The organism is Pseudarthrobacter sp. MDT1-22 (assembly GCF_054511035.1).
Genome location: NZ_JBTNDK010000010.1, coordinates 88,700 through 111,936, shown reverse-complemented (window position 1 = coordinate 111,936; position 23,237 = coordinate 88,700). Strand labels below are relative to the sequence as shown.

The 23,237-nt window shown below is 63.0% G+C and carries 17 protein-coding genes and 1 tRNA gene; 2 read left to right on the top strand and 16 right to left on the bottom strand.

Annotated elements, in window-relative coordinates:
* Positions 1 to 8: 8 nt before the first annotated feature.
* The 5 genes from ACX80M_RS10305 to ACX80M_RS10285 all read right to left on the bottom strand — a co-directional run bounded on the left by ACX80M_RS10305 (position 9) and on the right by ACX80M_RS10285 (position 6,133).
* Entirely contained in the window at positions 9 to 1,106 is a 1,098-nt protein-coding gene (locus ACX80M_RS10305; RefSeq protein WP_459309543.1) for a hypothetical protein, read from the bottom strand.
* Positions 1,094 to 3,088, bottom strand: a complete 1,995-nt coding sequence (locus tag ACX80M_RS10300) for an ORC-CDC6 family AAA ATPase (protein ID WP_459309541.1) — start codon at positions 3,086 to 3,088, stop codon at positions 1,094 to 1,096. Before ACX80M_RS10300 ends, ACX80M_RS10305 begins: the two co-directional genes overlap by 13 nt.
* A 53-nt stretch (positions 3,089 to 3,141) precedes the next feature.
* Entirely contained in the window at positions 3,142 to 4,257 is a 1,116-nt protein-coding gene (locus ACX80M_RS10295; RefSeq protein ID WP_459309540.1) for a phosphoribosyltransferase-like protein, read from the bottom strand.
* Between the two features lie 575 nt (positions 4,258 to 4,832).
* The gene (locus ACX80M_RS10290) at positions 4,833 to 5,963 is read right to left on the bottom strand and encodes a tyrosine-type recombinase/integrase (protein WP_459309539.1); all 1,131 of its coding nucleotides are present in this window, start codon (positions 5,961 to 5,963) and stop codon (positions 4,833 to 4,835) included.
* 88 nt (positions 5,964 to 6,051) lie between these two features.
* Positions 6,052 to 6,133 (bottom strand) — tRNA-Leu (locus ACX80M_RS10285).
* A gap of 204 nt (positions 6,134 to 6,337) precedes the next feature.
* On the opposite strand from ACX80M_RS10285, the gene ACX80M_RS10280 reads away from it, so the two are divergent.
* A complete protein-coding gene (locus ACX80M_RS10280) occupies positions 6,338 to 6,943 on the top strand; it encodes an ANTAR domain-containing response regulator (protein ID WP_056345656.1) in 606 nt (201 codons plus the stop codon).
* Positions 6,944 to 7,060: 117 nt separating this feature from the next.
* Here ACX80M_RS10280 and pyk read toward each other — a convergent pair whose 3' ends face one another.
* The 11 genes from pyk to hisI form a co-directional block, all read right to left on the bottom strand.
* Positions 7,061 to 8,545, bottom strand: a complete 1,485-nt coding sequence (gene pyk / locus ACX80M_RS10275; RefSeq protein ID WP_252600223.1) for a pyruvate kinase — start codon at positions 8,543 to 8,545, stop codon at positions 7,061 to 7,063.
* Between the two features lie 71 nt (positions 8,546 to 8,616).
* On the bottom strand, positions 8,617 to 10,074 hold the full coding sequence (locus ACX80M_RS10270; protein WP_459309537.1) for a glutamate synthase subunit beta: 1,458 nt from the start codon (positions 10,072 to 10,074) through the stop codon (positions 8,617 to 8,619).
* Positions 10,067 to 14,677 (bottom strand): glutamate synthase large subunit, encoded by a 4,611-nt coding sequence (gltB, locus tag ACX80M_RS10265; protein WP_252609190.1) that lies wholly within the window; start codon positions 14,675 to 14,677, stop codon positions 10,067 to 10,069. The genes ACX80M_RS10270 and gltB overlap by 8 nt, the downstream gene beginning before the upstream one ends.
* Positions 14,678 to 14,940: 263 nt before the next feature.
* Entirely contained in the window at positions 14,941 to 16,095 is a 1,155-nt protein-coding gene (gene lgt, locus ACX80M_RS10260; RefSeq protein WP_252600220.1) for a prolipoprotein diacylglyceryl transferase, read from the bottom strand.
* 5 nt (positions 16,096 to 16,100) lie between these two features.
* Positions 16,101 to 16,907 carry a tryptophan synthase subunit alpha gene (trpA, locus tag ACX80M_RS10255; RefSeq protein WP_459309535.1) on the bottom strand — a complete coding sequence of 269 codons (807 nt, stop codon included), beginning with the start codon at positions 16,905 to 16,907 and terminating at the stop codon, positions 16,101 to 16,103.
* Positions 16,907 to 18,313 carry a tryptophan synthase subunit beta gene (trpB, locus tag ACX80M_RS10250; RefSeq protein ID WP_252600219.1) on the bottom strand — a complete coding sequence of 469 codons (1,407 nt, stop codon included), beginning with the start codon at positions 18,311 to 18,313 and terminating at the stop codon, positions 16,907 to 16,909. Before trpB ends, trpA begins: the two co-directional genes overlap by 1 nt.
* 75 nt (positions 18,314 to 18,388) lie before the next feature.
* Positions 18,389 to 19,210 (bottom strand): indole-3-glycerol phosphate synthase TrpC, encoded by an 822-nt coding sequence (gene trpC / locus ACX80M_RS10245; RefSeq protein ID WP_459309534.1) that lies wholly within the window; start codon positions 19,208 to 19,210, stop codon positions 18,389 to 18,391.
* Positions 19,210 to 19,497, bottom strand: a complete 288-nt coding sequence (locus ACX80M_RS10240; protein WP_252600217.1) for an HGxxPAAW family protein — start codon at positions 19,495 to 19,497, stop codon at positions 19,210 to 19,212. Before ACX80M_RS10240 ends, trpC begins: the two co-directional genes overlap by 1 nt.
* Before the next feature lie 118 nt (positions 19,498 to 19,615).
* Entirely contained in the window at positions 19,616 to 20,218 is a 603-nt protein-coding gene (locus ACX80M_RS10235; RefSeq protein WP_252600216.1) for a Trp biosynthesis-associated membrane protein, read from the bottom strand.
* The gene (locus ACX80M_RS10230; RefSeq protein ID WP_252600215.1) at positions 20,215 to 21,816 is read right to left on the bottom strand and encodes an anthranilate synthase component I; all 1,602 of its coding nucleotides are present in this window, start codon (positions 21,814 to 21,816) and stop codon (positions 20,215 to 20,217) included. Before ACX80M_RS10230 ends, ACX80M_RS10235 begins: the two co-directional genes overlap by 4 nt.
* 124 nt (positions 21,817 to 21,940) lie before the next feature.
* Positions 21,941 to 22,348, bottom strand: a complete 408-nt coding sequence (gene hisI / locus ACX80M_RS10225) for a phosphoribosyl-AMP cyclohydrolase (RefSeq protein ID WP_252600214.1) — start codon at positions 22,346 to 22,348, stop codon at positions 21,941 to 21,943.
* A gap of 135 nt (positions 22,349 to 22,483) precedes the next feature.
* Here hisI and ACX80M_RS10220 point away from each other — a divergent pair, with 135 nt between their 5' ends.
* Positions 22,484 to 23,128: a TIGR03085 family metal-binding protein gene (locus ACX80M_RS10220; RefSeq protein WP_058932697.1), complete on the top strand. Its 645-nt coding sequence runs from the start codon at positions 22,484 to 22,486 to the stop codon at positions 23,126 to 23,128.
* Positions 23,129 to 23,237: the final 109 nt, after the last annotated feature.

Here is a 23,237-nt window from a genome sequence, read left to right as displayed (position 1 = left end):
TAATAGATTCACGCGTAAGGCCGGCCTGTGAGCCAGGCAGTGTATATCCAAGGCTTACGGTCCTCAGGTTCGGATCCGCTTAGGCGATACGCCATCGGGCGCACATGGCCAATGACGAGACTCGCTTCGTGGGCGGCGAGAAGCACACCAAGGCTTAAGATCTTGCTCGTGTGCTCGCTGACGACAATTGTTGCTCCACCCAGAGGGGCTAGCGCCGTCCTGTAACGATCCGCAAGCCATACTAATTGGCGATATAAATCGAAAGGGTTTGTCTCCGATGCGTACAAAACGTTCCGGGGTTCGAATTGAAGTTCATCGATGAGCAATACTCGATGCTCGAGAATGAGTTCATCGCCCCTCCTAGGATTCCGCGACGGGAATGGGACTACTGGACAAACTTCATGTGGATCCAAAAGAGTTGTAAGCGCTCGTAACTCCTCTCCCGCACCGGCGCCCAATACCGGAACCCAAATACAGGTCGTGGAAACGTCGGGGAGACGTTCGAAGCCAGCTAGCGTTCCAGGGGCGTCAAGTCCACTAGCCATGATCCTTGAGTCGGTGGAGACGTCTTCAGACACGGTTACCAAGAGGTTGCCTTCGAACCTTTTGTTGTCTCTAACGTCGGGCAGAGACTGCTGGAGGAACAGCTGGAGAACGGTGAACGAAATCGAAGATGGCAGGCCGCTCATGTCGACGATCACTGTGTCGAAATCCAACACCTGATGCTGTGCTTGAAGCCGACGACTAAGAACGGTCCCGGTCGTGTTTGGGTCGAGTACTTGCGGAGAGTCAACGACCGTGAGCCGATCACCGAACAGCTTGCTCAGCTCCGCTTCGTTGTCGTGGGCAGCCCCTTCAGCGGCGTCGTGTTCGCCGCCCACACTTGGTTTCAGAGCTAGGACCGTTAGCTGCTCCCATTCGATTGAAGCAACACGACGCGGTGTGTCCAGGGTCCTTGGGTCGAATCCGGCGCCGCAGATGAGAAGAATCTTCTCGCCGTCCTGGCACGCCTCGGTCCAAAGTCGTTCACTGTTTTCAGTATCATCAGCGAACACATAGTCGTACCAACGTAGTTTTGCAAAGCCGGCCACGTTCACCTGGGCCATCCTTCTAGACTGTTGAGTGGAGTAGTCGGGTCCGGCGCAGGCCGGTCCGCGCTTACCCTGCGAGCCAAATCAAGTTTCTGTGACAGTTTCGCTATCGGTTGCTCGCGAAATCCACCTCTCTGGAGGGGGAGATCGAAATGCGGACACAAAAGGCGGTTTAGGTAGAAAACCGACCACTTCTGGCCCTTGGCGCTAGTCGCTTCTGGCGACATCTCCAAGAGGTTGTTGGCAACCGCCGAAGCTAATGCGCGCGACAGGCGTTCGTACCTGGCGTATGTAACACTGTCGCTCTTGATTTCGAAAAGGAAACTCCGCTCATGTAAAGCAATGGCCGTACCCGTCACACCTGGGGCGTACGGAGCTGTGGCGCGAAAGGTTTCCGTCCGGCTGTTATCGGCGATTGTATGCAGCAAGGCGAGGACGTCAGGACCATGTGCGACGCGTCGCACGACGGCTTCCCACAACAACTTGCTAGAGCGTCTCACGCGTTGGTCCTGCTCGGCTGTGCTCAGGTAGGCGCCAGTGCGTCGACGCTGTGTGACCGCGGACATCATGAGCTCGAACATGTCCCCTCCCAAGCTCAGATACTGTTCGACATTTCGACTTGAAAGGTCCGCAAGCACATCGCAACCTACGTAGTAAGGCAATGTGTGCTCATTCGCCAAGAACAACCGTGCAGCGGACTTAGTGCCTGACGAAGCCATGCGCGTCGCCTGTTCAGACTCAAGTTCGTAGTCAAAGAGAGCCGGGGGTGAACGCTTTATGTCACGTTCGATTAGGATCTGAAGCTCACGCCAGTCGTAGGCAGCTTCGAGCCGGTCTAGGCCCACCTGCCTATCCTCAGCGGCCGCCATCCAACTGCGATACTGCGGATTGGCGTCCACTAGAGCTCGGACGTCGGCGATGACGCTGTTGAAAACCTCAAGCTTACGTATCGGCTCGATTTCCTCGGCTGATCGCAGGAGCGAAGTAAATTGTTCGTGGACGCCCAAAGAAGCTAGATGTAATTGGGCGCGGCTATTCGCAATTCCACCCAGAATTCGCTCTAGCCGCGGGGAGTGTCCGCCTTTCGAACCAGCACTGAGTTCGTCTTCGAGTGCGACTAATTGGTAGTCCCGACCATTGGTGGAACCCGTAAGAAGCTCGTGGTCAGGCACAGCTTCCTTGCGTTCCGCAATCCAACGCCCCAGATTGTTAGTTCGATCCAGCAGCTGCCCATATAACGCCTCGCGCTGTTCCTCTTCGAGGTCGTGAACATCGTCAAAGAGGACGACCGGTCTATAGGCGACCGTATGACCATCTACTTCGATGTCGCAGTTGCCAAGGAACGGAAGCGAGTACAGCCTGGAGTGCCCGACTTCGGACTCCCACTCGACTGGTAATAGTGAATCCAATAAAGTTAGGACACTTCGCTCTTTGGTCCGCACAACTCTCAATAAGGCGTCCGCGTAATATCCATCGCTGTCTATCGAATGGAGCGAATCATCAAAAGTCGAAGCGCCAATCTGGCTCAGTGCTTCCTTGGCCGATTCGCCGCCAGATCCTGAACGGGGCACGAATCGAATACGCTTTGCATCATCGGGAAACCTCAGATCATTGGCCAAAGCAACAGCCTCAATAGCGCGGGCTATTATTCGAGCGTCCAGGAGTTTGAAGAATACTTTATGATTCCCAGCGCCTTTGGGGCCGAGGTCGATGAGCGACCTATAGTCCTTTCCCACATTGACCATTACGCCCAGCACACGCAAAGATCCTTTATGAATCACTTCTAGTTCCTCAAGTGCCACGCGTAACGCCTTAATGGCATCCTCGGGGTTATCGATACCAACTATTGCCGTAAGTGATTCGGGCGTCAGAAGGCGAAGGATCGAGGTTTTGCCAGCGCCCGGCGCGCTTCTGAGGACGACCAATCTGTTCCAAGCGCTCTCGGCCGGGGGCAGTACCTCCAACATGCCGACGCTGAACGTCCTGATAAAGCCCATGTGATCACGCTGTTGCTCCGTGTAGCGTAAACGAAAGGGGTTACCTACGACCACTATGGCCTGCCCGGGTGGTGGCGTTCATGGCGAGGAAACACGCCAATCCATTGACGGGCAGAATCGCTATTCCCGCTACTTTCGATGGATTCGTCCTTCCAAAGTATCGGCGGGGAGTTGTTCGGGGCATTGTGATGGATCACCAGAGGCAGGGCGCTTCCCCCAAATCCGTGGGACAAGTCGCCGCCAAGCCCAGAGTGCTCGTTGTCCCACGATTCGCGAAAGTAGTCTGAGCATAGCTTCCAAAATTCTTTATCAGCGTCTTCCGTCAGTGGGAAGTCATCGTCGAATGTGTGCGCTGCAATCAACGACACCTCCGGTTCGGTAAAGCCTGCCTCGTTCATCCGTGCGGTCAATTGGGACTTAGCTTGCTTAGTAAGCAGATAGAGCAAAACGATTACTCGCGCATCGTCTGCTACTACGCCACGCGACTTGAGATCAGCCACGTGGCTGATTATCTTGGGCAATTTGCCCTTCCATCCATCGACCCCAGGTCTGAGCATCGTCATTCCGCTACCAGAAAAATCATCAACAACTATCACGGAGCTGAATTTCGCTTCGCCAAGCCAACCCATGGACGTGAGCGCAGCAGCGAGCTTCGAACTCATATCATCGGCCTTTTCTTTATCGACGGTTGAGACCAAATGGAACTGTTCGGTAGAGAGAAGACTGGCGCGACGCAGCTTATCCAATCGGGCCCCATCGCTCATGCCCAGAACTAGCGTTTGGCGTTGAAGTGCCAAGAATTCTGGTGAGCTAGCGATCTTCCTAACAGCCCATGAAGGCTCGCCTAACATATTCGCGGCGATCCGGAGCAGCCTCGGTCGCAGCATGTCTTTATATACGGTCGAGACCAGATGATCGAGTTCTGTGGCTGAAATGTAGGCAAGGCGATGCAACACAAAGTCAAGGGCGGTCTCACGGTCACTTGGGTTGAATTCACTGAGCCACACGGCCAGCGATTCGATGAACCGAACTCCCGGTGTGTATCCGCCATAGTCGTCATACTTGATGTCCGCCAAAGTGCGGAGCCGCTGCGTCACGTCGCTCAATCGCGTGAGATCCTTGATCCCCGTAACCTCTGCCAGCAACTGTTCAGCAAGAAGCGCCTTCATTCAACTCCCCCACGATGGACTTATGGCGACAAACCGATTCGCGTCGTTACACCGTACCTCAGCACGACTTCGAGACTTCATATCACCCGTTCGCAAGCAGGCGTGCGCGGGTCGGAGACACGCAGATCCGTCGACGAGACATCGGGCACCTATGGAGGTGCCTGCTCCTAATTCGCAGATATGACCCTGAATACGGTTTTCTGCGCTGCTCGGCGAATCCGCTGCCGATCATGTCAAAGCAGGTCCATCATCGATGAACTTCCAAGCGAACTACGCCACCTAGGAGTTCCAATGGACCTGGAGTTTTACGAGCCGGCGGAAGCGGCAGCCCTCATGCATTGCACTGAGGCGTGGTTGCGGGAAGGGGCCGCGAACGGTCGCTTCCCGCATGTTTGTTGGGGGAAGGGAAAGATCGTCTTCACGTCGGAGCACATCGGGGAGATCGCCCGCCTCCGGGAGGTCCCGGTTCATGCCGGGTCGTCCCCTCAGGAACGACTGATCGGAACCAGAGCGCGGCGGCGTCTCGCGCCGGTCGGATACCAGCAACCCAGATCACAACAGGGATGACGCAAGTGTCAGCGCACGAACCCCGTGATCGCGCGCTCCGTGGCGTCCGCAGCATCCTGAAGGGCCTGCGGCATCAAGTGCCCATACACCTGCTCCGTCGTTCTCGTTGATGCGTGCCCCAGCCGCCTTGAGACGGTGAAGAGCGATACACCATCCTGAATCAGCCAGGAAGCATGTGTGTGGCGCAGGTCGTGAATCCTGGGCGACTTCTTCAGCCCGAGGGCCTGCGCCGCTTCCACCGCAGGCACCCAGTAGTGGTGCCAATACAGCTTGTGAACAATACGCTCGCCTTTGGGCGTGGTGAACAGCAGTTCTGAGCCAGGCCGACTGGCAACCAAGGGAATCAGGATTTCGACCAGACGCGGATTAAGCGAGACCGTCCTCTTGCCGGCACCCGTCTTTGTCGCGCCGATGTAGTACTCGGAGTCAACACCACGCTTCCATGCCTTGTTGATCCGCATAGTGGCCGGCTTGGACATCAGGTCTACGTCGGCAACAGTCACCGCTGTTGCTTCACCAAAGCGCGTGCCCGTCATGACCAAGAATTCAGTGAATGCCTTGTATCGCTCCCCCATGCCCTCCAGAATCAGGCCGAATTCGCCGTGCGTCAGGAATCTGGCCTCATCCTCTGCTTTTTCGCCTGATGGGAGTTGGACCCCTCGGCACGGATTGTCCTTCCGGTAGCCGAGCCGGATGGCCGTCTCCATGGCCGCGAAGATCAGGCCATGGTTGTTCTTGATGGTTTTGGGAGACCTGCCTTTGGACTGCATCGATTTGATCCAGTAAGTCAGGTGCCGGTAGTCAAGCTTGTCCACTGGGATATGCCCAATGACGTCGGCGATGTGCAGCTTCAACATGGTCTGATACGTGTGCACTGTGCCGACGGAGGGCCGAACAAGAAGGTCGAGGTGCTCTTGAATCACGGCCGCCACGGTGGGCGCTTTGGATTGGTTCGCAAGCATCGCGTGCTGGGCAATCTCAAATGATTGGTTGTTGGCGTCGAGGAGGCGCTTAAGCGTGAGGGCCTCAGCCGAAGTGGCGAGGGTGATCCCCTCTTGCTTTCGCGTCTCGGGGTTCCGCCAGCGGACCGTATAGGACGTGGATCCGTCCGATTTTTTTCGTTCCCAAATGCTGGCCATACCCAAAATTCTAGGCTTCGTGTGCACAGAAATCGAGTTTTTGTGCACACTCAGAGGCCTAAAACCCCTCTGACCTGCGGAAACACTGTGCCCGAGGTGGGACTCGAACCCACACACCTTTCGATACCGCATTTTGAGTGCGGCGCGTCTGCCAATTCCGCCACTCGGGCGCGGAATACGCTGTGCAAACCGGTACGCCCACAGCTGATTGTGAGCAACGCGATCGCTTCACGTACGCGGAATTACTCTACATGCAGATAGGCTGAATTCCAGAATCGCGCCGCTGACGCCGCAATAGACCATGCAGATCAAACTACGGCCGCGGGCGCACCTAAGATGGTGATGTTCCCGCCGTACCTTTCCAAGGAGATCCCGTGACTGAACAAACGGAGTCAAAACCCACGTCCCAGCCGGCGCGCCGCGTCATTGTGGCCGAGGATGAAACCCTCATCCGACTCGACATCATCGAGATCCTGCGCGGCGAAGGCTATGACGTGGTGGGCGAAGCAGACAACGGCGAGAAGGCCGTGCAGCTCGCCGAGGAACTCAAGCCGGACCTCGTCCTGATGGACGTCAAGATGCCGATTATGGATGGCATCACCGCAGCCGAGAAGATCGTCAAGGCCCGCATCGCCCCCGTGGTCCTTTTGACGGCTTTCAGCCAGAAGGAACTTGTGGAGCGCGCCCGCGATGCCGGCGCCATGGCCTACGTGGTCAAGCCCTTCACCCCGGCCGACCTCATCCCGGCCCTGGAAATTGCGCTCTCCCGCCACGAGGAAATCAAGGCCCTCGAAAGCGAAGTATCGGACCTGCAGGAGCAGTTCGCCACCCGCAAGCTCGTCGAGCGCGCCAAGAGCCTGCTGACCACCAAGATGGGCCTGACGGAGCCGGAGGCTTTCCGCTGGATCCAGAAGACCTCCATGGACCGCCGCCTCAGCATGCGCGAGGTTGCCGAAACCATTATCAACCAGGTCAACTAAAAGATTCTGGATTGAGCCTGTCGGGATTTCGACAAGCTCAATCACCGGACAAGCACAATCACCGGAGCAAAGAAAAGGACCCCTGCCAAACTGGCAGGGGTCCTTCCTTTTAGGTTGCTATGCCGTTGGCCAGGGGCCGAGCTTCTCCCTGGGGGCACCTTCGCCGGCGTCGCCCAGGCTGCCGGCGTCTGCAAAGTCGCCCACCCTGTGCGCCTTCAGCGAGTTGGTGGAACCAGCCTTTCCGGGAGGGGACCCGGCGGCAATGATCACCAGGTCACCGTCTTCGACGAGTTTCATTTCGAGCAGGCTGCGGTCAACCTGCGCGGTCATCTCGTCAGTATGGCCCACCATGGGAACCAGCACCGGCTGGATGCCCCAGGTCAGCGCCAGCTGGTTCCACACGTGCTCCAACGGAGTGAACGCGAATACCGGCCTGATGGGGCGCAGACGCGACAGGCGGCGCGCGGAGTCGCCGGACTGGGTGAATGTACAGATGTACTTTGCATCCAGCTGGTCGGCGATTTCGACGGCGGCGCGGGTGATGGCGCCGCCACGGGTCTTGGGCTTGGTGCCCAGCGGCGGAACGCGTTCCAGGCCGTGGACCTCGGTGGATTCGATGATCCTGGCCATGACCTTGACGGTTTCGATCGGGTACTTGCCCACGCTGGTCTCGCCGGAGAGCATAACGGCGTCTGCACCGTCGAGCACGGCGTTGGCGCAGTCGGAGGCCTCTGCACGGGTGGGGCGCGGGTTGTCGATCATGGATTCGAGGACCTGCGTGGCCACGATGACCGGCTTCGCCCAGCGGCGTGCCAGTTCGATGGCGCGCTTCTGCACGATCGGCACTTCCTCGAGCGGAAGTTCCACCCCGAGGTCGCCACGGGCCACCATGATGGCGTCAAAGGCGTCAATGATCTCGTGGAGCTGGTCCACTGCCTGCGGCTTTTCGATCTTGGCGATGACCGGCACACGGCGGCCTTCTTCGTCCATGATCTCGTGCACACGGGTGATGTCCGAGGCGTCGCGAACGAACGACAGTGCAACCATGTCAACACCGCGGCGCATGGCCCAGCGGAGATCGTCCTCATCTTTTTCACTCAGCGCCGGCACGTTGACCGCAACGCCGGGAAGGTTGATGCCCTTGTTGTTGGACACCATCCCGCCGACGGTTACCTCTGTAACGACTTTGACGTCGTCGACCTCGATCGCCCGCAGGGCCACCTTGCCGTCGTCGATCAGCAGGGCATCCCCCACGTTGACGTCCTCGGTGAGGCTCTTCAGCGTGGTGGAGCAGATCTCCTTGGTGCCCGGAACGTCTTCGGTGGTGATGGTGAAGATGTCACCCTCGGCGAGGGCGTGCGGGCCGTCCACGAAGCGCCCAAGACGGATCTTGGGGCCCTGCAGGTCAGCCATAATGGCCACAGGCTTGCTCAGCTGGGCTGCTGCCTTGCGGACATTCTCGTAGGTGTTGTCATGCACGGTGTAGTCACCGTGACTCATGTTCATCCGGGCAACATCCACACCGGCTTCCAACACCGCGAGGGTGTTCTCAAAGCTGGCAATTGCCGGGCCAAAAGTGGCCACAATCTTAGCGCGTCTCATATACCTACCCTAGTAGCGTCCTGCATTGGTTAAGTTGTTGTGGAGGTTAATCCGCGGCGAACTGACGGCTGTCAGAGAACCGCGATGGCCCGGTCCGTCGGAGCCACCGGCGCCGGCAGGATGGTGCTGCCCATGAGGAACTTGTCCACGGCGGCCGCACAGGCCCGGCCCTCAGCGATGGCCCATACGATAAGCGACTGCCCGCGTCCGGCGTCGCCGGCCACGAAGATGCCCTCCGTGTTGGTCATGTAGTACCCGTCGCGGGTCACGTTGCCGCGCCCGTCGAATTCGGCGCTGACCTGCTCGGTGATGCCAGCAGGCTCGGCTCCGGTGAAGCCCAGCGACAGGAAGACCAGGTCCGCCGGGATGATCCGTTCGGTGCCGGCCTTCGGGAGCCGCTTACCGTCAACGAATTCCGTTTCGGCAACCTTGACGCCGGTAAGCTTGCCGTTCTCGCCGACAAACTCCACGGTGGAGGCGAGGTACGTGCGTTCGCCGCCTTCCTCGTGGGCGCTGGCCATTTCGAACAGGGTGGGGAACGTGGGCCAGGGCTGGTGCCCGGCGCGTTCGGCCGGCGGCTGTTTGCCGATGGCCAGGGTGGTCACGGATGCGGCTCCATGGCGGTGCGCAGTACCGAGGCAGTCAGCACCGGTATCGCCGCCGCCCAGGATCACCACGTGCTTGCCCTTGGCGTGGATCTGGTTCTCCACCGTCTCCCCCGCGACAACGCGGTTGGCCGGCACCAGGTAATCCATGGCAAAGTGCACGCCTTCGAAGTCACGGCTCGGGATGGGCAGGTCCCGCGGGACGGTGGCGCCGGTGGCAACCACGACGGCGTCGTAGCGGCGTCGCAGCTGCTCCCACGTCACGTCGGTACCCACAGCGACGCCGGTGCGGAAGCGGGTGCCTTCCGCCTTCATCTGCTCAACGCGGCGGTCCACCTGCTCCTTTTCCATCTTGAAGTCGGGGATGCCGTAGCGGAGGAGGCCGCCGATCTTGTCGTCACGCTCGTACACCGCAACGGTGTGCCCCACCCGGGTCAGCTGCTGCGCCACGGCCAGGCCGGCAGGCCCGGAGCCGACGACGGCAACGGTCTTTCCGGTCAGTCGCGTCGGAGGCAGCGGGTTGACCCAGCCGTTTTCGAACGCTTCGTCGATGATGGACACTTCAACCTGCTTGATGGTGACCGCAGGCTGGTTGATCCCCAGCACACAGGACGCCTCACACGGCGCCGGGCAAAGCCGGCCGGTCCACTCGGGGAAGTTGTTGGTGGCGTGCAGCCGCTCAATCGCTTCCTCGCCCTTGTCCCGCCAGGTGAGATCGTTCCACTCGGGGATGAGGTTGCCCAGCGGGCAGCCCTGGTGGCAGAACGGCACGCCGCAGTCCATGCAGCGGCCGGCCTGGGCCTTCAGGACACCCTTTTCCTGGGCCTCATAGACTTCCTTCCAGTCCATGATGCGGACCGGAACGGGGCGGCGCGGCTGGGTTTCACGCTGGCGTACTTTAAGAAATCCGCGTGGATCAGCCACCGGTCACCTCCAGGATTCGAGCCCATACTTCTTCGCCATCAGGGTCAAGGCCCTCTTCAATGGCGTCCAGACGGGTTTGCAGGACTGCCGCGTAATCGCGCGGCAGCACTTTGGTAATGCGGGCAGCAGTATCGTCGAAGTTCTCCAGCAACCGCGCCGCGTGGAGCGATTCCGTTTCCTCGACATGCTTCACCAGCAGGCCGTGGACAATGTCCCTGTCTTCGGCGTCGAGTTCAACGAGCTGGAGTTCGCCGGACTGCAGGGCGTCCTTGTTGACCTGGGTGGTCTGCAGGTCCAGCACGTAGGCGGTACCGCCGGACATTCCGGCGCCGAAGTTGCGTCCGGTGCGGCCGATGATCAGCGTCTGCCCGCCGGTCATGTACTCGCAGCCGTGGTCGCCGATGCCTTCGACAACTGCGGTGGCTCCGGAGTTGCGGACCATGAAGCGTTCGCCCACCTGGCCGCGCAGGAACATCTCGCCGCTGGTGGCACCGTAGCCGATCACGTTGCCGGCAATGACGTTGCTTTCGGCCTTGAACACGTTGGTGCGGTCCGGCCGGACGATGATCCGCCCGCCGGAAAGGCCCTTGCCCACGTAGTCGTTCGAGTCACCGAAGAGGCGCAGCGTGATGCCGGCGGGCAGGAAGGCGCCCAGCGACTGTCCCGCGGTACCGGTCAGGGTGATGTCGATGGTGTCCGGCGCCAGCACGTCCGTGCTGAACGTCTTGGTCACCGTGTGGCCAAGCATGGTGCCCACGGAGCGGTCCGTGTTAATCACGTCCACCGCGATCTTCACGGGGCTGCGGTCAGTCAGCGCTTCCGTGGCCATGGTGATCAGCCGCTGGTCAAAGTGCTTGTCCAGTTCGTGGTTCTGCGAGGTCATGTTGCGCAGCGGAGCGTCGTCGTCGAACTCGAGTCCGTGCAGGATCGGGTCCAGGTCCAGGCCGTCGGCCTTCCAGTGGTTGATCGCTTCGCGGGCATCCAGCACCTCGGCGTGGCCGATCGCCTCCTCGATGCTCCGGAAGCCGAGTTCCGCGAGGATCTCGCGGACTTCCTCGGCCAGGAATTCGAAGAAGTTGACCACAAATTCGGGCTTGCCGGTGAAGCGGGCCCGCAGTTCGGGGTTCTGCGTTGCGACGCCCACCGGGCAGGTATCCAGGTGGCAGACGCGCATCATGATGCAGCCTTCCACCACCAGAGGGGCGGTGGCGAAACCGAATTCCTCGCCGCCGAGCAGCGCGGCGATAACGACGTCGCGGCCGGTCTTGAGCTGGCCGTCCACCTGGACCACTACACGGTCGCGCAGGCCGTTGAGCATCAGCGTCTGCTGCGTCTCCGCGAGCCCCAGCTCCCACGGCACACCCGCATGCTTGAGCGAGTTCAGCGGGGACGCGCCGGTCCCTCCGTCGTGGCCGGAGACCAGTACGACGTCGGCCTTCGCTTTGGTGACACCCGACGCCACAGTGCCGATCCCCACTTCGGAGACGAGCTTGACGTGCACACGGGCCGAGGGGTTGGCGCGCTTCGCATCATAGATGAGCTGCGCGAGGTCCTCGATCGAGTAGATGTCGTGGTGCGGGGGCGGTGAAATCAGGCCGACGCCGGGCGTCGAGTGGCGCGTCCGGGCAACCCATGGGTACACCTTCTGCGCCATCAGCTGGCCGCCCTCGCCGGGCTTGGCACCCTGGGCCATCTTGATCTGGATGTCGTCAGCGTTGGTCAGGTACAGGCTGGTGACGCCGAACCGGCCCGACGCGATTTGCTTGACGGCAGAACGGCGCTTCGGGTCCAGCAGGCGGTCCACGTCCTCGCCGCCTTCACCGGTGTTGGACTTCCCGCCCAACTGGTTCATGGCGATCGCGAGGGTCTCGTGGGCTTCCTTGGAGATGGACCCGTAGCTCATGGCGCCGGTGGAGAAACGCTTCACAACGCTGGAGACGGGCTCCACTTCCTCCAACGGAACAGCGGGACGGTCGTTCTTGAACTTGAGCAGCCCGCGCAGGGTCATCAGGTTCTCGGACTGGTCATCCACGCCCTTGGTGTACGCCTTGAAAATGTCGTAGCGGCGCTCACGCGTGGCGTGCTGGAGGCGGAAGACGGTCTCCGGGTTGAACAGGTGCGGCTCGCCGTCGCGGCGCCACTGGTACTCGCCGCCGCCCAGGAGCGGGCGGTGCGGCAATTCGATGCCGCCTTCCGGGTAGGCCATCTGGTGCCGCGCCGAAACTTCGGCGGCGATAACGTCCAGGCCCACGCCGCCCAGCTGGGAGTGCGTGCCGGCGAAGAACTCGTCCACCAGTTCCTGTCCGAGGCCCAGGGCCTCGAACGTCTGCGCACCGGTGTAGGACGCAACAGTGGAGATGCCCATCTTGGACATGATCTTCAGGACGCCCTTGCCGAGGCCCTTGATCAGGTTGTAGACGCCGTCCTGCGGGGTAACCCCAACAACGTCACCGGCGGTGATCAGCTGCTCCACGGATTCCATGGCCAGGTACGGGTTCACGGCGGAGGCGCCGTAGCCGATCAGGACAGCCACGTGGTGCGTCTCGCGGACGTCGCCGGCCTCGACCACCAGGGCGGTCTTGGTGCGGTTGGCGCTGCGCAGCAGGTGATGGTGCACGGCGCTGACCAGGAGCAGCGAAGGAATCGGCGCCCACTGCGCGTTCGAGTCACGGTCGGACAGCACAACGTACTGCACGCCGCGGTTGATCGCGCCGGACACCTGCTCGCAGATCTCGGTGAGCCGGGCACGCAGGGCGTTCTCGCCACCTTCGGGGCGGTAGAGGCCACGGACCTTCATGGCCACGCGGTCGCCGTCGGGCGTTTCGATGTTGGCGATCTTGGCGAGCTGGTCGTTGTTGATCACGGGAAACGGCAGCATGACCTGCGGCTGGCGGACCTGCTTGGTGTCCAAGAGGTTGCCGTTCGGGCCGATGGCGCACGTCAGCGACGTGACCAGCTCTTCACGGATGGCGTCCAGCGGCGGGTTGGTGACCTGCGCGAAGGACTGCACAAAGTAGTCAAAGAGCAGCCGGGGACGCTTGGAGAGCACTGCAATCGGGGTGTCGGAGCCCATGGCACCCAGCGGCTCGGCGCCGGTGCGGGCCATCGGGCCGAGCAGGATCTTGAGCTCTTCGGTGGTGTACCCGAAGGTCCGCTGGCGGATGTTGACGGACGCGGCGGTGTGAACCACGTGTTCGCGCTCGGGGAGGTCCTTGAGGTCGATCAGGTTGTCCTTGACCCACTCGGCCCAAGGGTTCGCGGCAGCGACCTCGGCTTTGACCTCTTCGTCGTCGATGATGCGGCCGGCGTCGGTGTCCACGAGGAACATTTTGCCCGGGGAAACCCGGCCCTTCTTGACCACCTTGGAGGGTTCGACGTCGATCACGCCCACCTCGGACGCGAAGATGATCAGCCCGTCTTCGGTGATCCAGTAGCGTCCGGGGCGCAGGCCGTTGCGGTCCAGGGTGGCGCCGACGAGGTTGCCGTCGGTGAAGGAGACGGCCGCGGGGCCGTCCCACGGTTCCATGAGCAGGGAGTGGTATTCGTAGAACGCCCGCCGTGCCGGATCCATGGTGGCGTGGTTTTCCCAAGCCTCGGGGATCATCATCATGATCGAGTGCGTGATGGGGCGGCCGGAGAGCCACAGCAGCTCGGCGACTTCGTCGAAGGACGCGGAGTCTGACGCGCCGGGGGTGCAGATGGGGTACAGCTCTTCCGGGGAGTCACCCAGCAGTGGGTTGGCGAGCTGGGACTGACGGGCGCGCATCCAGTTCCGGTTGCCCTTGACGGTGTTGATTTCACCGTTGTGGGCGATGGTGCGGAACGGCTGGGCCAGCGGCCAGGACGGGAACGTGTTGGTGGAGAAGCGCGAGTGGACGATCGCCAGCTTGGTCTTGAAACGCTTGTCCGAGAGATCGGGGTAGAACGGCTCCAGCTGGGCCGTGGTGAGCATGCCCTTGTAGACGATGGTGCGCGAGGACAGTGACGGGAAGTACACGCCGAACTTATTCTGGGCACGCTTGCGGATCCGCCAGGCGCGTGAGTCGAGCTCGTTGCGGTCCAGTTCCTCGCCGGTTGCCGAGGCAAGGAAGGGCTGTGAGAAGTAGGGCATGCAGGCGCGGGCCATGGCGCCCACGAGGTCTGCGACGATGGGCACTTCTCGCCAGCCGAGCACGGTCAGGCCTTCATCGGCGGCAAGGCCTTCAATGCCGGCCTTGGCGGCGTCGGCTTCGCGCTGCTCGGCAGGCAGGAAGGCGGTACCCGCAACAAACTGGCCCGGTGCGGGGAGTTCGAATTCTGTGACGGCGCGGAAGAACTCGTCCGGGATCTGCATCAGCAGGCCGGCGCCGTCACCGGTTCCCTCGTCGGCACCCACAGCACCGCGGTGCTCCAGGTTGCGGAGCGCGGTCAGCGCGGCGTCGACAATGTCGTAGCCGGGCTCGCCGCGGAGCGTGGCGATGATCGCCAGGCCACAGGCGTCTTTTTCGTTCTCTGGGTTGTACAGACCCCGGGCCTCGGGCAGCGCGGCAAAGCGCTTGAACGGGGAGACGGGGCCCTGCGATCCTATTTTTTCGGACCAACGTGGGCTATGAAGATGGGTCATTGAAGACGTCCTTCCTCGAGATCGTGCGTATGGAAGGGACACCGTTGGCCCGCCTTGTAAGCGCCGATGTGATGGGCACAACAAAGTGTTATTTACTGGAAATTGTAGGCCAGACCGGCCTGCTGAACGAAGAGTTACGCAGGCCCGTGACCCGGACTTGACCGGCCAGCTGCTGTCTGCTGGCCGGATGGGCCCTGTTGCCACGACGCTGTGGTATGTGGGCGCTCCGAGTGTTGACTCTGCTACCCTGCCGTGCTGGCGTCCTACTTGTTCGTGCCAGCCTCCGGCGCGGATTCCGTTGCCTTGTGGCGGGAACTTCCGGTTACCGGCGACTCCGTTACGGGCTTGTCGCCGTCCCGGAATGCCGGTTCCTCTTCCGTTGGGGTGGAAGGGATCCGGGCACCATTTTGGTTATGTGGGAGATTATCACGCGATTCACTATCCGAGACAGAAGAGTCCGCATCGCGGACCGGTGCCTCTTCTTCCCCCGCAGCGTCCACGTCCTCGACTGCTGCCGGCTCGCGGCCCGCCAGGAAGGGAGTGTCCGGTTCCGGGCGGCCCTTCAATCCCAGGAGGACGAACACGATGAGTGCTGCCACAAAGACAAAGATGCTGGTCCAGACGTTGAGCCTGGTGGTGATCCCGAACAGGTTGATCTGTTCGGCGTCGTCGATCCGCATCGCTTCGATCCAGACCCGGCCCAGGGTGTAGTACATGGCGTAGAGCCAGAAGAGCCGGGCACGGCGGAAGTGGAATCGGCGGTCGAGTGCAAGCAGGATGAGCACACCGGCGATGTTCCAGAGTGACTCATAAAGAAACGTGGGGTGGAAAAGGGTATCCACCGGCACTCCGGCCGGGAAGTTGGGATTATCCGCATCAATCTGCAGGCCCCAAGGCAGGGTGGTGGGCCCGCCGAAGAGTTCCTGGTTGAAGTAGTTTCCCCAGCGGCCAACGGCCTGGGCCAGCAGCAGTCCGGGCGCCGCGGCGTCCAGGAAGGCGGTGAGTTTCACGCCGGACCGGCGGCAGCCGATCCAGGCGCCCAGGACGCCCAGAACCACGGCACCCCAGATGCCCAGTCCGCCACGCTGGATCTGCGGGATGAGCCACAGGTCCCCGGTCCCGTCGAAGCCGGGCCCGAAGTAGGCGTCCGGGGACGAAACCACGTGGTAGAGCCGGCCGCCGATGATGCCGAAGGGAATCGCCCAGATGACGATGTCCCAGACGCTGCCTTCGGGCGCGCCGCGGCGGGCCCACCTGACGGACGTGAGCCACAGGCCCACGATGATCCCGGCGAGGATGCACAGGGCATAGGCGTGGATCCGCAGAGTCCCCCACGGCAGCGGGATGTCGAAGCCGGACCAGTCCGGGCTGGGGATGCTGGCCGGCACCAGGGCGGCGGCCTGAAGGAGGATCTGCATGGTGGTTAGGCTTCTTCCCTGACGAGTCCGGCGCTCAGGTCCCGGGTGAGGTCGGCGACGGCGGGGACTCCCCCGTCACGGATGGCGGCAACAAGCGCGGTGCCAACGATGACACCGTCTGCGTATGCTGCGATCTCGCGGACGTGGCTGGCGTTGGAGACACCGAGTCCCACGCAGACGCGTTCGGCGCCGGCGGCGTGCGTGTCGGACACGAGCTTCTCCGCGCTGCTGCTGACGGCCTGGCGGGTCCCCGTCACGCCCATGATGGAGACGGCATACACAAAGCCGCGGCTTGCCTTGACCGTCATGGCCAGGCGCTCCGGGGTGGAGGACGGCGCCACGAGGAACACGCGGTCCAGTCCGTACTTGTCCGAGGCGGCGAACCATTCCGATGCTTCGTCCGGGATGAGGTCAGGCGTGATGAGCCCTGCTCCCCCGGCCTCGGCCAGCCGGCGCGAGAACTCGTCCACACCCATCCGGACCACGGGATTCCAATAGGTCATCACCAGCACGGCGACGTCGGTGGCTGCCGTGATGCCGGCGACAACGTCAAAGACGCTCTCGACCCGGAATCCGTTGGCGATCGCCTCGGTGGTAGCGGCCTGGATGACCGGGCCGTCCATAACAGGATCCGAGTACGGAATGCCGATTTCGATCAGGTCGGCACCGTTCTTCGCCATGGCAATGCCGGCGTCGATAGTGGCCTGGACGTCCGGGTACCCGGCAGGCAGGTAGCACACGAGCGCTGAGCGCCCGGCGTCCCGCGCACGGTCGATGGCGGCGGCGGACTTGCTGGCCGTCTGTTCAGTCATCAGTTCTGGTCCTCGTTGTTGTCCGCAGCATTGGTGGCAGTAGCAGCTGTGGCGGGAACGGCTTCAGTTTCCGCCCTGTCGGCAGGGCCCTTGGGCTTGCGGGTGGACAGGTTGGTGCCCTTGACCTTGCCCTCCTCGTCGAGCATGTCAAACCATTCCGCGGCGGTCTCAACGTCCTTGTCGCCGCGGCCGGAAAGGTTCACAATGACCACCGTTTCGGACGGGTCGGCACTGCCTTCGGTGAGGCGCTTCCCAACCTTGATGGCACCCGCGAGGGCGTGTGAGGATTCGATGGCGGGGATGATCCCCTCCGTCCGGCAGAGCAGCTTGAACGCGTCCATTGCTTCGCTGTCGGTGATGGGCTCATAGCTGACGCGTCCGATGTCGGCCAGGTAGGCGTGCTCCGGGCCAACGCCCGGGTAGTCCAGGCCTGCGGAAATCGAGTGCGACTCGATGGTCTGCCCGTCGTCGTCCTGCATGAGGTAGGAACGTGCGCCGTGCAGGACGCCCGGCTTGCCAAGGGTGATGGTGGCTGCGTGCCGGCCGGTTTCCACGCCGTCGCCGCCGGCTTCAAAGCCGTAGATCTTCACGGACGGATCATCCAGGAATCCGTGGAAGATGCCGATCGCGTTCGAACCGCCGCCGATGCAGGCGCAGACGGCGTCGGGCAGTTTGCCGGTCTGCTCCAGGATCTGGGCGCGGGCTTCCTCGCCGATGACCTCGTGGAAGAAGCGGACCATGGCCGGGAACGGGTGCGCCCCGGCAGCGGTGCCCAATAGGTAGTGCGTGTTGTCGACGTTGCTGACCCAGTCCCGGAGGGCGTCGTTGATGGCGTCCTTGAGGGTCTGGGAACCATTCACCACGGGCACCACGGTGGCGCCGAGCAGCTGCATCCGGGCGACATTCAGTGCCTGCCGGCGACAGTCTTCGGCGCCCATGTAGACAACGCATTCCAGGCCGAGGAGCGCGGCGGCGGTGGCGCTGGCAACGCCGTGCTGCCCGGCGCCGGTCTCGGCGATCACGCGGGTTTTGCCCATGCGCTTGGCCAGCAGGGCCTGGCCCAGGACGTTGTTGATCTTGTGGGATCCGGTGTGGTTGAGGTCCTCGCGCTTGAGGAAAATCCGGGCGCCGCCGGCGTGCTCGGAGAACCGCTTGGCTTCGGTCAGCAGCGAGGGACGGCCGGAGTAGTTCTTGTTCAGATCGGAGAGCTGGGCCAGGAATTCGGGATCTGCCTTGGCCTTTTCAAAGGTGTCTTCGAGCTCGTCCAGGGCGGCGATCAGCGATTCAGGCATCCAACGCCCGCCGTAGCCGCCGAAGTATGGCCCCGGGGCGTGCTTGAGGGAGCCGCCCTGCAGGAAAGCGTCCGCAGCGTTGTTGTCAGCGTTTTCTGAGGGTGCGTCAACCATCAGTCTCACCGTCCTGTTCAAGTTGGTCGTTCGGAAGTGTTGTGCCGCCGGCGCCAGGCCCGGCGGGTGCCCGGACTAGGCCCGGGCGGCGATGGCGGCAGCGCCGGCCGCCGTGAATTCGGCGATCCGCTCACGCGGCGTTGCGTCGCTGACCAGTGCCTCGCCCACCAGGATGGCGTTGGCGCCGTTGGCGGCGTAATGCGTCACGTCGTCCACGCCGCGCACACCGGATTCGGCGATGACCAGTGCTTGGGTCGTAATCAGTCCGGCGAGGGAGGCGAAAACTGAACGGTCGACGTCGAGCGTCTTCAGGTTGCGCACGTTGACGCCGATGATGCGCGCCTCAGCCGCCACTGCACGTTCGATCTCCTCTTCGGTGTGCGTCTCCACAAGCACGTTCATGCCGAGTTCGCGGCTGAGGGCGCTGAACTCCCGGAGCTGGCTGTCGGAGAGCGACGCCACGATGAGCAGGATCAGGTCCGCGCCGTGGGCGCGGGCCTCCCAGATCTGGTACTCATCGAGGGTGAAATCCTTGCGGAGCAGCGGAACGTCCACGCGGGCACGGACGGCGTCCAGGTCCGCGAGGGAGCCGTTGAAGCGCCGCTGTTCGGTGAGGACGCTGATCACGGCTGCGCCGCCGTCGGCATACTGCTCTGCCAGCGCTGCCGGATCCACGATGCTGGCGAGGTCGCCCTTGGACGGGCTGCGCCGCTTGATTTCCGCGATGACCTTGAACTGGTCCCGCTGCACCGCGGTGCCGCCGAGGGCCGACCAGGCGTCCCGGGCGGGTGCCGCCGCCGCGGCCAGGTCCTTCAGTTCCGCCAGCGAAACGAGGCGCTTCCTGGCCTCCATATCCTCCCAGACACCGGCATTGATGTCGTCGAGAACAGTCGCCATCAGTGGCCGGAGCTCTTCAGCTTGCTGCCTTCGACGCCGTAGCCCGCCTTGCGCATGATGTAGCCAAGGACTAGGCCGAGGACCATCACGGCTGCGCCGGCGATGAAGATGGGGGTGTTGGCGATGACAAAGGCGATGGACGCGATGAGGGCGCCGACCAGCATAACGATCACGCAGGTCCAGGCCGCCGGGCTGTTGCCGTGGCCAAGTTCCTGGCTGTGGTCAACGACGCCGGGGGCAACGGTCCGGGTGCCTGATTTCGATACGGAAGCGGGTGCTTTGCTCATGTGAATCTCCTCGGGATGAATACTGCTTACATTCTGCCATTTTTTGGCCGTGACCTGCCCATCGGCAGACCGGGCTCAGGTTTTAGCGGGCTGCTCGGGTTTGGCTGCGAGCGGGGGTTCAGGTGGGATCGTCGCCGCGCGAGAGCCGGTCCCAGCTGTCGATCTCGTCCACGGGACCGGTGGCGGCCGCCGTACTGCCGGCGGGCCCCCCGTATGTGGCTGCGTCATATTTGGTCCGCGACTTCCAGTGCCGGCCAGCGGGGATGATCAGCAACGCCGCCAGCGCCAGCAGGGCACCGGCGACGACGGCGAGGACCGGGAATGCGGTAGCAGCCACTTCCGCGTTCCCGCCGGTGACCCCGGTGGCAGCGGCGATGGAGCCCTGCGCGGCGCCCAGCGGGTCAGCCAGCACCGTGGCGGCCGCGGCAATGATGCCCACGGAGGCCAACAAGATGATGGCGGTGATGACCCACCGCGCGAACTTTCCGGCGATGGACGCTGCCAGTCCGCCCGCCAGGGCCACCAAGGCCAGGGCTGTCACCGTGGTGGCGGCCTTGCTGCCCTGGACCGGAAGGGTGTTCTGGTCCCCTGCCGCCTGGCCCACCTGATTGGCGTCCAGGGTGACGGTGATCCAGGTCTGGGTGGTGGTCCCGAAGACGGCCAGCGCAAGGACGGCGATCAGCAGTACCAGTGTGGACTTCCTGGCCCAGGCCGCCGTCATTCGGCGGCCTGGCTTTCCCCGGCGGTGCCGGCGTCGCTGATGTGAGAGGTGCCGGGGAGCGATTCCGCCGCGATGTTGTGCAGCGATCCGGCGGTGTGTACGGCCCGGAGCGGAGCGGCCGCCTTGTTCACGGTCTCCAAGGCTTCTGTGGGGTTCACCGAGTCCGCCACGATGCCTCCCCCGGCCTGGACGTAGGCGCGGCCTTCGCGGAGAAGGGCCGAGCGGATGGCAATGGCCATGTCCATGTCGCCGGCAAAGTCGAGGTAACCCACCACGCCGCCGTAGATGCCGCGGCGGTGGGGTTCAAGCTCGTCCAGCAGGCGCAGAGCCCGGGGCTTCGGGGCACCGGACAGAGTGCCCGCGGGGAAGGTCGCCTTCAGGACGTCGTAGGCGTTGGCGTCCGGGGACAGCTTGCCCACCACGGTGGAGACCAGATGCATGATGTGGCTGAACCGCTCCACCTCCATGAACTGCGTGACGTCCACGGTTCCCGCCACGCAGACCTTGGACAGGTCGTTGCGGGAGAGGTCCACGAGCATCAGGTGTTCGGCACGTTCCTTCTGGTCGGCCAGCAGCTCCTCGGCGAGGGCTTTGTCTCCCTCCACCGTCTTGCCGCGGGGCCGCGAACCGGCAATGGGGTGGGTGATGACTTCTTCGCCGGTCACCGTCACCAGGGCCTCGGGCGAGGACCCAACGATCGAGTACTTCCGGCCGTCGGCGTCCTCGAGGCTGAAGATGTACATGTACGGACTGGGGTTGGTGTTGCGCAGGACGCGGTACACGTCCAGGGGTGAGGCGCCGCACTCCATTTCGAAGCGGCGTGAAATCACCACCTGAAACACTTCACCGTCCACGATGGCTTCCTTGCCGCGGTCAAGGGCGGCCAGGTAGGAGGGTTCGTCCCACCGTTCCTCGACGCTGGAGGCGAAATCCAGGGCGGCGGGTTCCAGCACGGAAACCGGCTGGGCCACTGGTGTGCTGATCGTGGTCAGGAGGGCCTTGACCCGGGCCACGGCATCTTCCCAGGCCTCGTCCACGCGGTCGTTGCTGCCATCGAAGTTGATGGCGTTGGCGATCAGCAGCACCGTGCCGTCATGGTTGTCGTGCACGGCCATGTCCGTCACCAGGTTCAGCGCCATCTCGGGCAGGTGGAGATCATCCTCCGGCGGGCTGGTCAGCCGTTCCCAGTGGCGGACCGTCTCCCAGCCCAGGAAGCCGACTAGGCCGGAGGTGAACGGCGGCAGTCCGTCAAACCTGCTGGTCCGCAGTGCTTCGATGGTGTCGCGGATGGCATCCACGGGATTGCCGTCCAGGGGCACGCCGGCAGGGGGCTGGCCCAGCCAGTGCGCCTGGCCGTCCTTGGTGGTCAGGGTTGCCCGGGACTTCGCGCCAATAAAGGAGTACCGCGACCACGTGCCGCCCACCGCCGCGGACTCCATCAGGAACGTGCCGGGCTCGCCCTGGGCCAGCTTCCGGTAGAGGCCGATAGGGGTCTCCGCGTCCGCCAGCACTTTGAGCGTGACGGGGATGACCCGGCTGCTGCCGGCGAGTTCGCGGAACTCCTCGAGGCCCGGGCTGATGATTCCAAGGTCCTGCATGGCTATGCTTCGCCGCCTGTTCTTGTGTGTCGCCTCGTGAATGTCGCCGGGTGTGGAACGGCGCCAGTCTTATGCTGCCAAAAGTGTGTGTCTGCGGGCAGGTCTTCCGCCCAAGGGCCGTGGGTCAGAGTGCCTCGCCGGTCTGGACATCCAGGTCCCTGCCGTCGAAGCAGGTCCGGGTGCCGGTGTGGCACGCCGCGCCGACCTGGTCCACGCGGATCAGGAGCGCATCGCCGTCGCAGTCCAGGGCAACCGACTTGACCCACTGGACGTGGCCGGAGGTGTCCCCCTTGCGCCAGTATTCCTGGCGGGAACGCGAGTAGAAGGTGACCCGGCCGCTGGTCATGGTGCGGTGCAGGGCTTCATCGTCCATCCAGCCCAGCATCAGCACTTCGTGGGTGTCGAACTGCTGGACCACCGCTGCAACCAGCCCGGCGCCGTCGCGCTTCAGCGCGGCCGCAACAGTGTGCGGAAGCGGGCTTGTGGTAGGGGCCGGGACTATTACGGGGGCGGAGGCGGGCTGTTCAGACATCAGACCAAGTCTAGTGCCTCATCAGCGGCCCCTAATATGCACCAACGGGCATACAAACAGTGTGTGAACAAGGGCACCTATCGGCTGGCGGTTCTGCTGCCCAACTTCCCTGCTCTCGTGCTAGTTTCACAAGTGATGCATTTCGTCGAACCGTCCCGAGAAGTCCTGGCCGAAACCCTGCTGGCGGCCGGCCCTGATGCCCCCACCCTCTGCAGAGGCTGGCGCACCAGGGACCTTGCCGCGCACCTTTACCTTCGCGAACGCAAGGCTGCCGTAGGGCTTGGCCTCATCATCAAGCGCCTGTCCAAGGCTTCGGACAAGGCCACCGCCAAGCTCGCGGCGAAGCTGAAAACCGCTGACGACTACACCGGCCTCGTGAACACCTTCCGTGGTGGCCCGCCGGCTTTGTCCCCCATGAACATCAAGGCATTGGACGAGAGCTCCAACCTGATCGAATATTTCGTCCACACCGAGGACATCCGCCGGGCTGTGGACCGCTGGGCGCCGCGCGCCCTCGACGAGGCCTACTCGGACGCCCTCTGGGACGAACTGATCAAGCGGGCAGCCATCCTTTACCGTGGCGTCGACCTTGGCATTGTGCTGGTGCGCCCGTCCGGGCCGCGGCACGTCGCCAAGCGGGCACCGGTTTCGGTGGCGATCGTTGGTGAGCCGGGTGAACTGCTGATGCACGCCCACGGCCGGACCCGCCACGCCCTGGTCACCTTCGAAGGTCAGCCGGACGCCGTCGCCCTGCTCCAGTCGGCTGAAGTCGGCCTCTAGGTTTCGACAAGCTCAACCACCGGAATCGGTGATCGAGCCTGGGCCCACGCCCGCCGGGTTCCCTGTTCGAGCTTGCGAGAATAGGGGGCGGGTGGGGAGCGAGATCCCA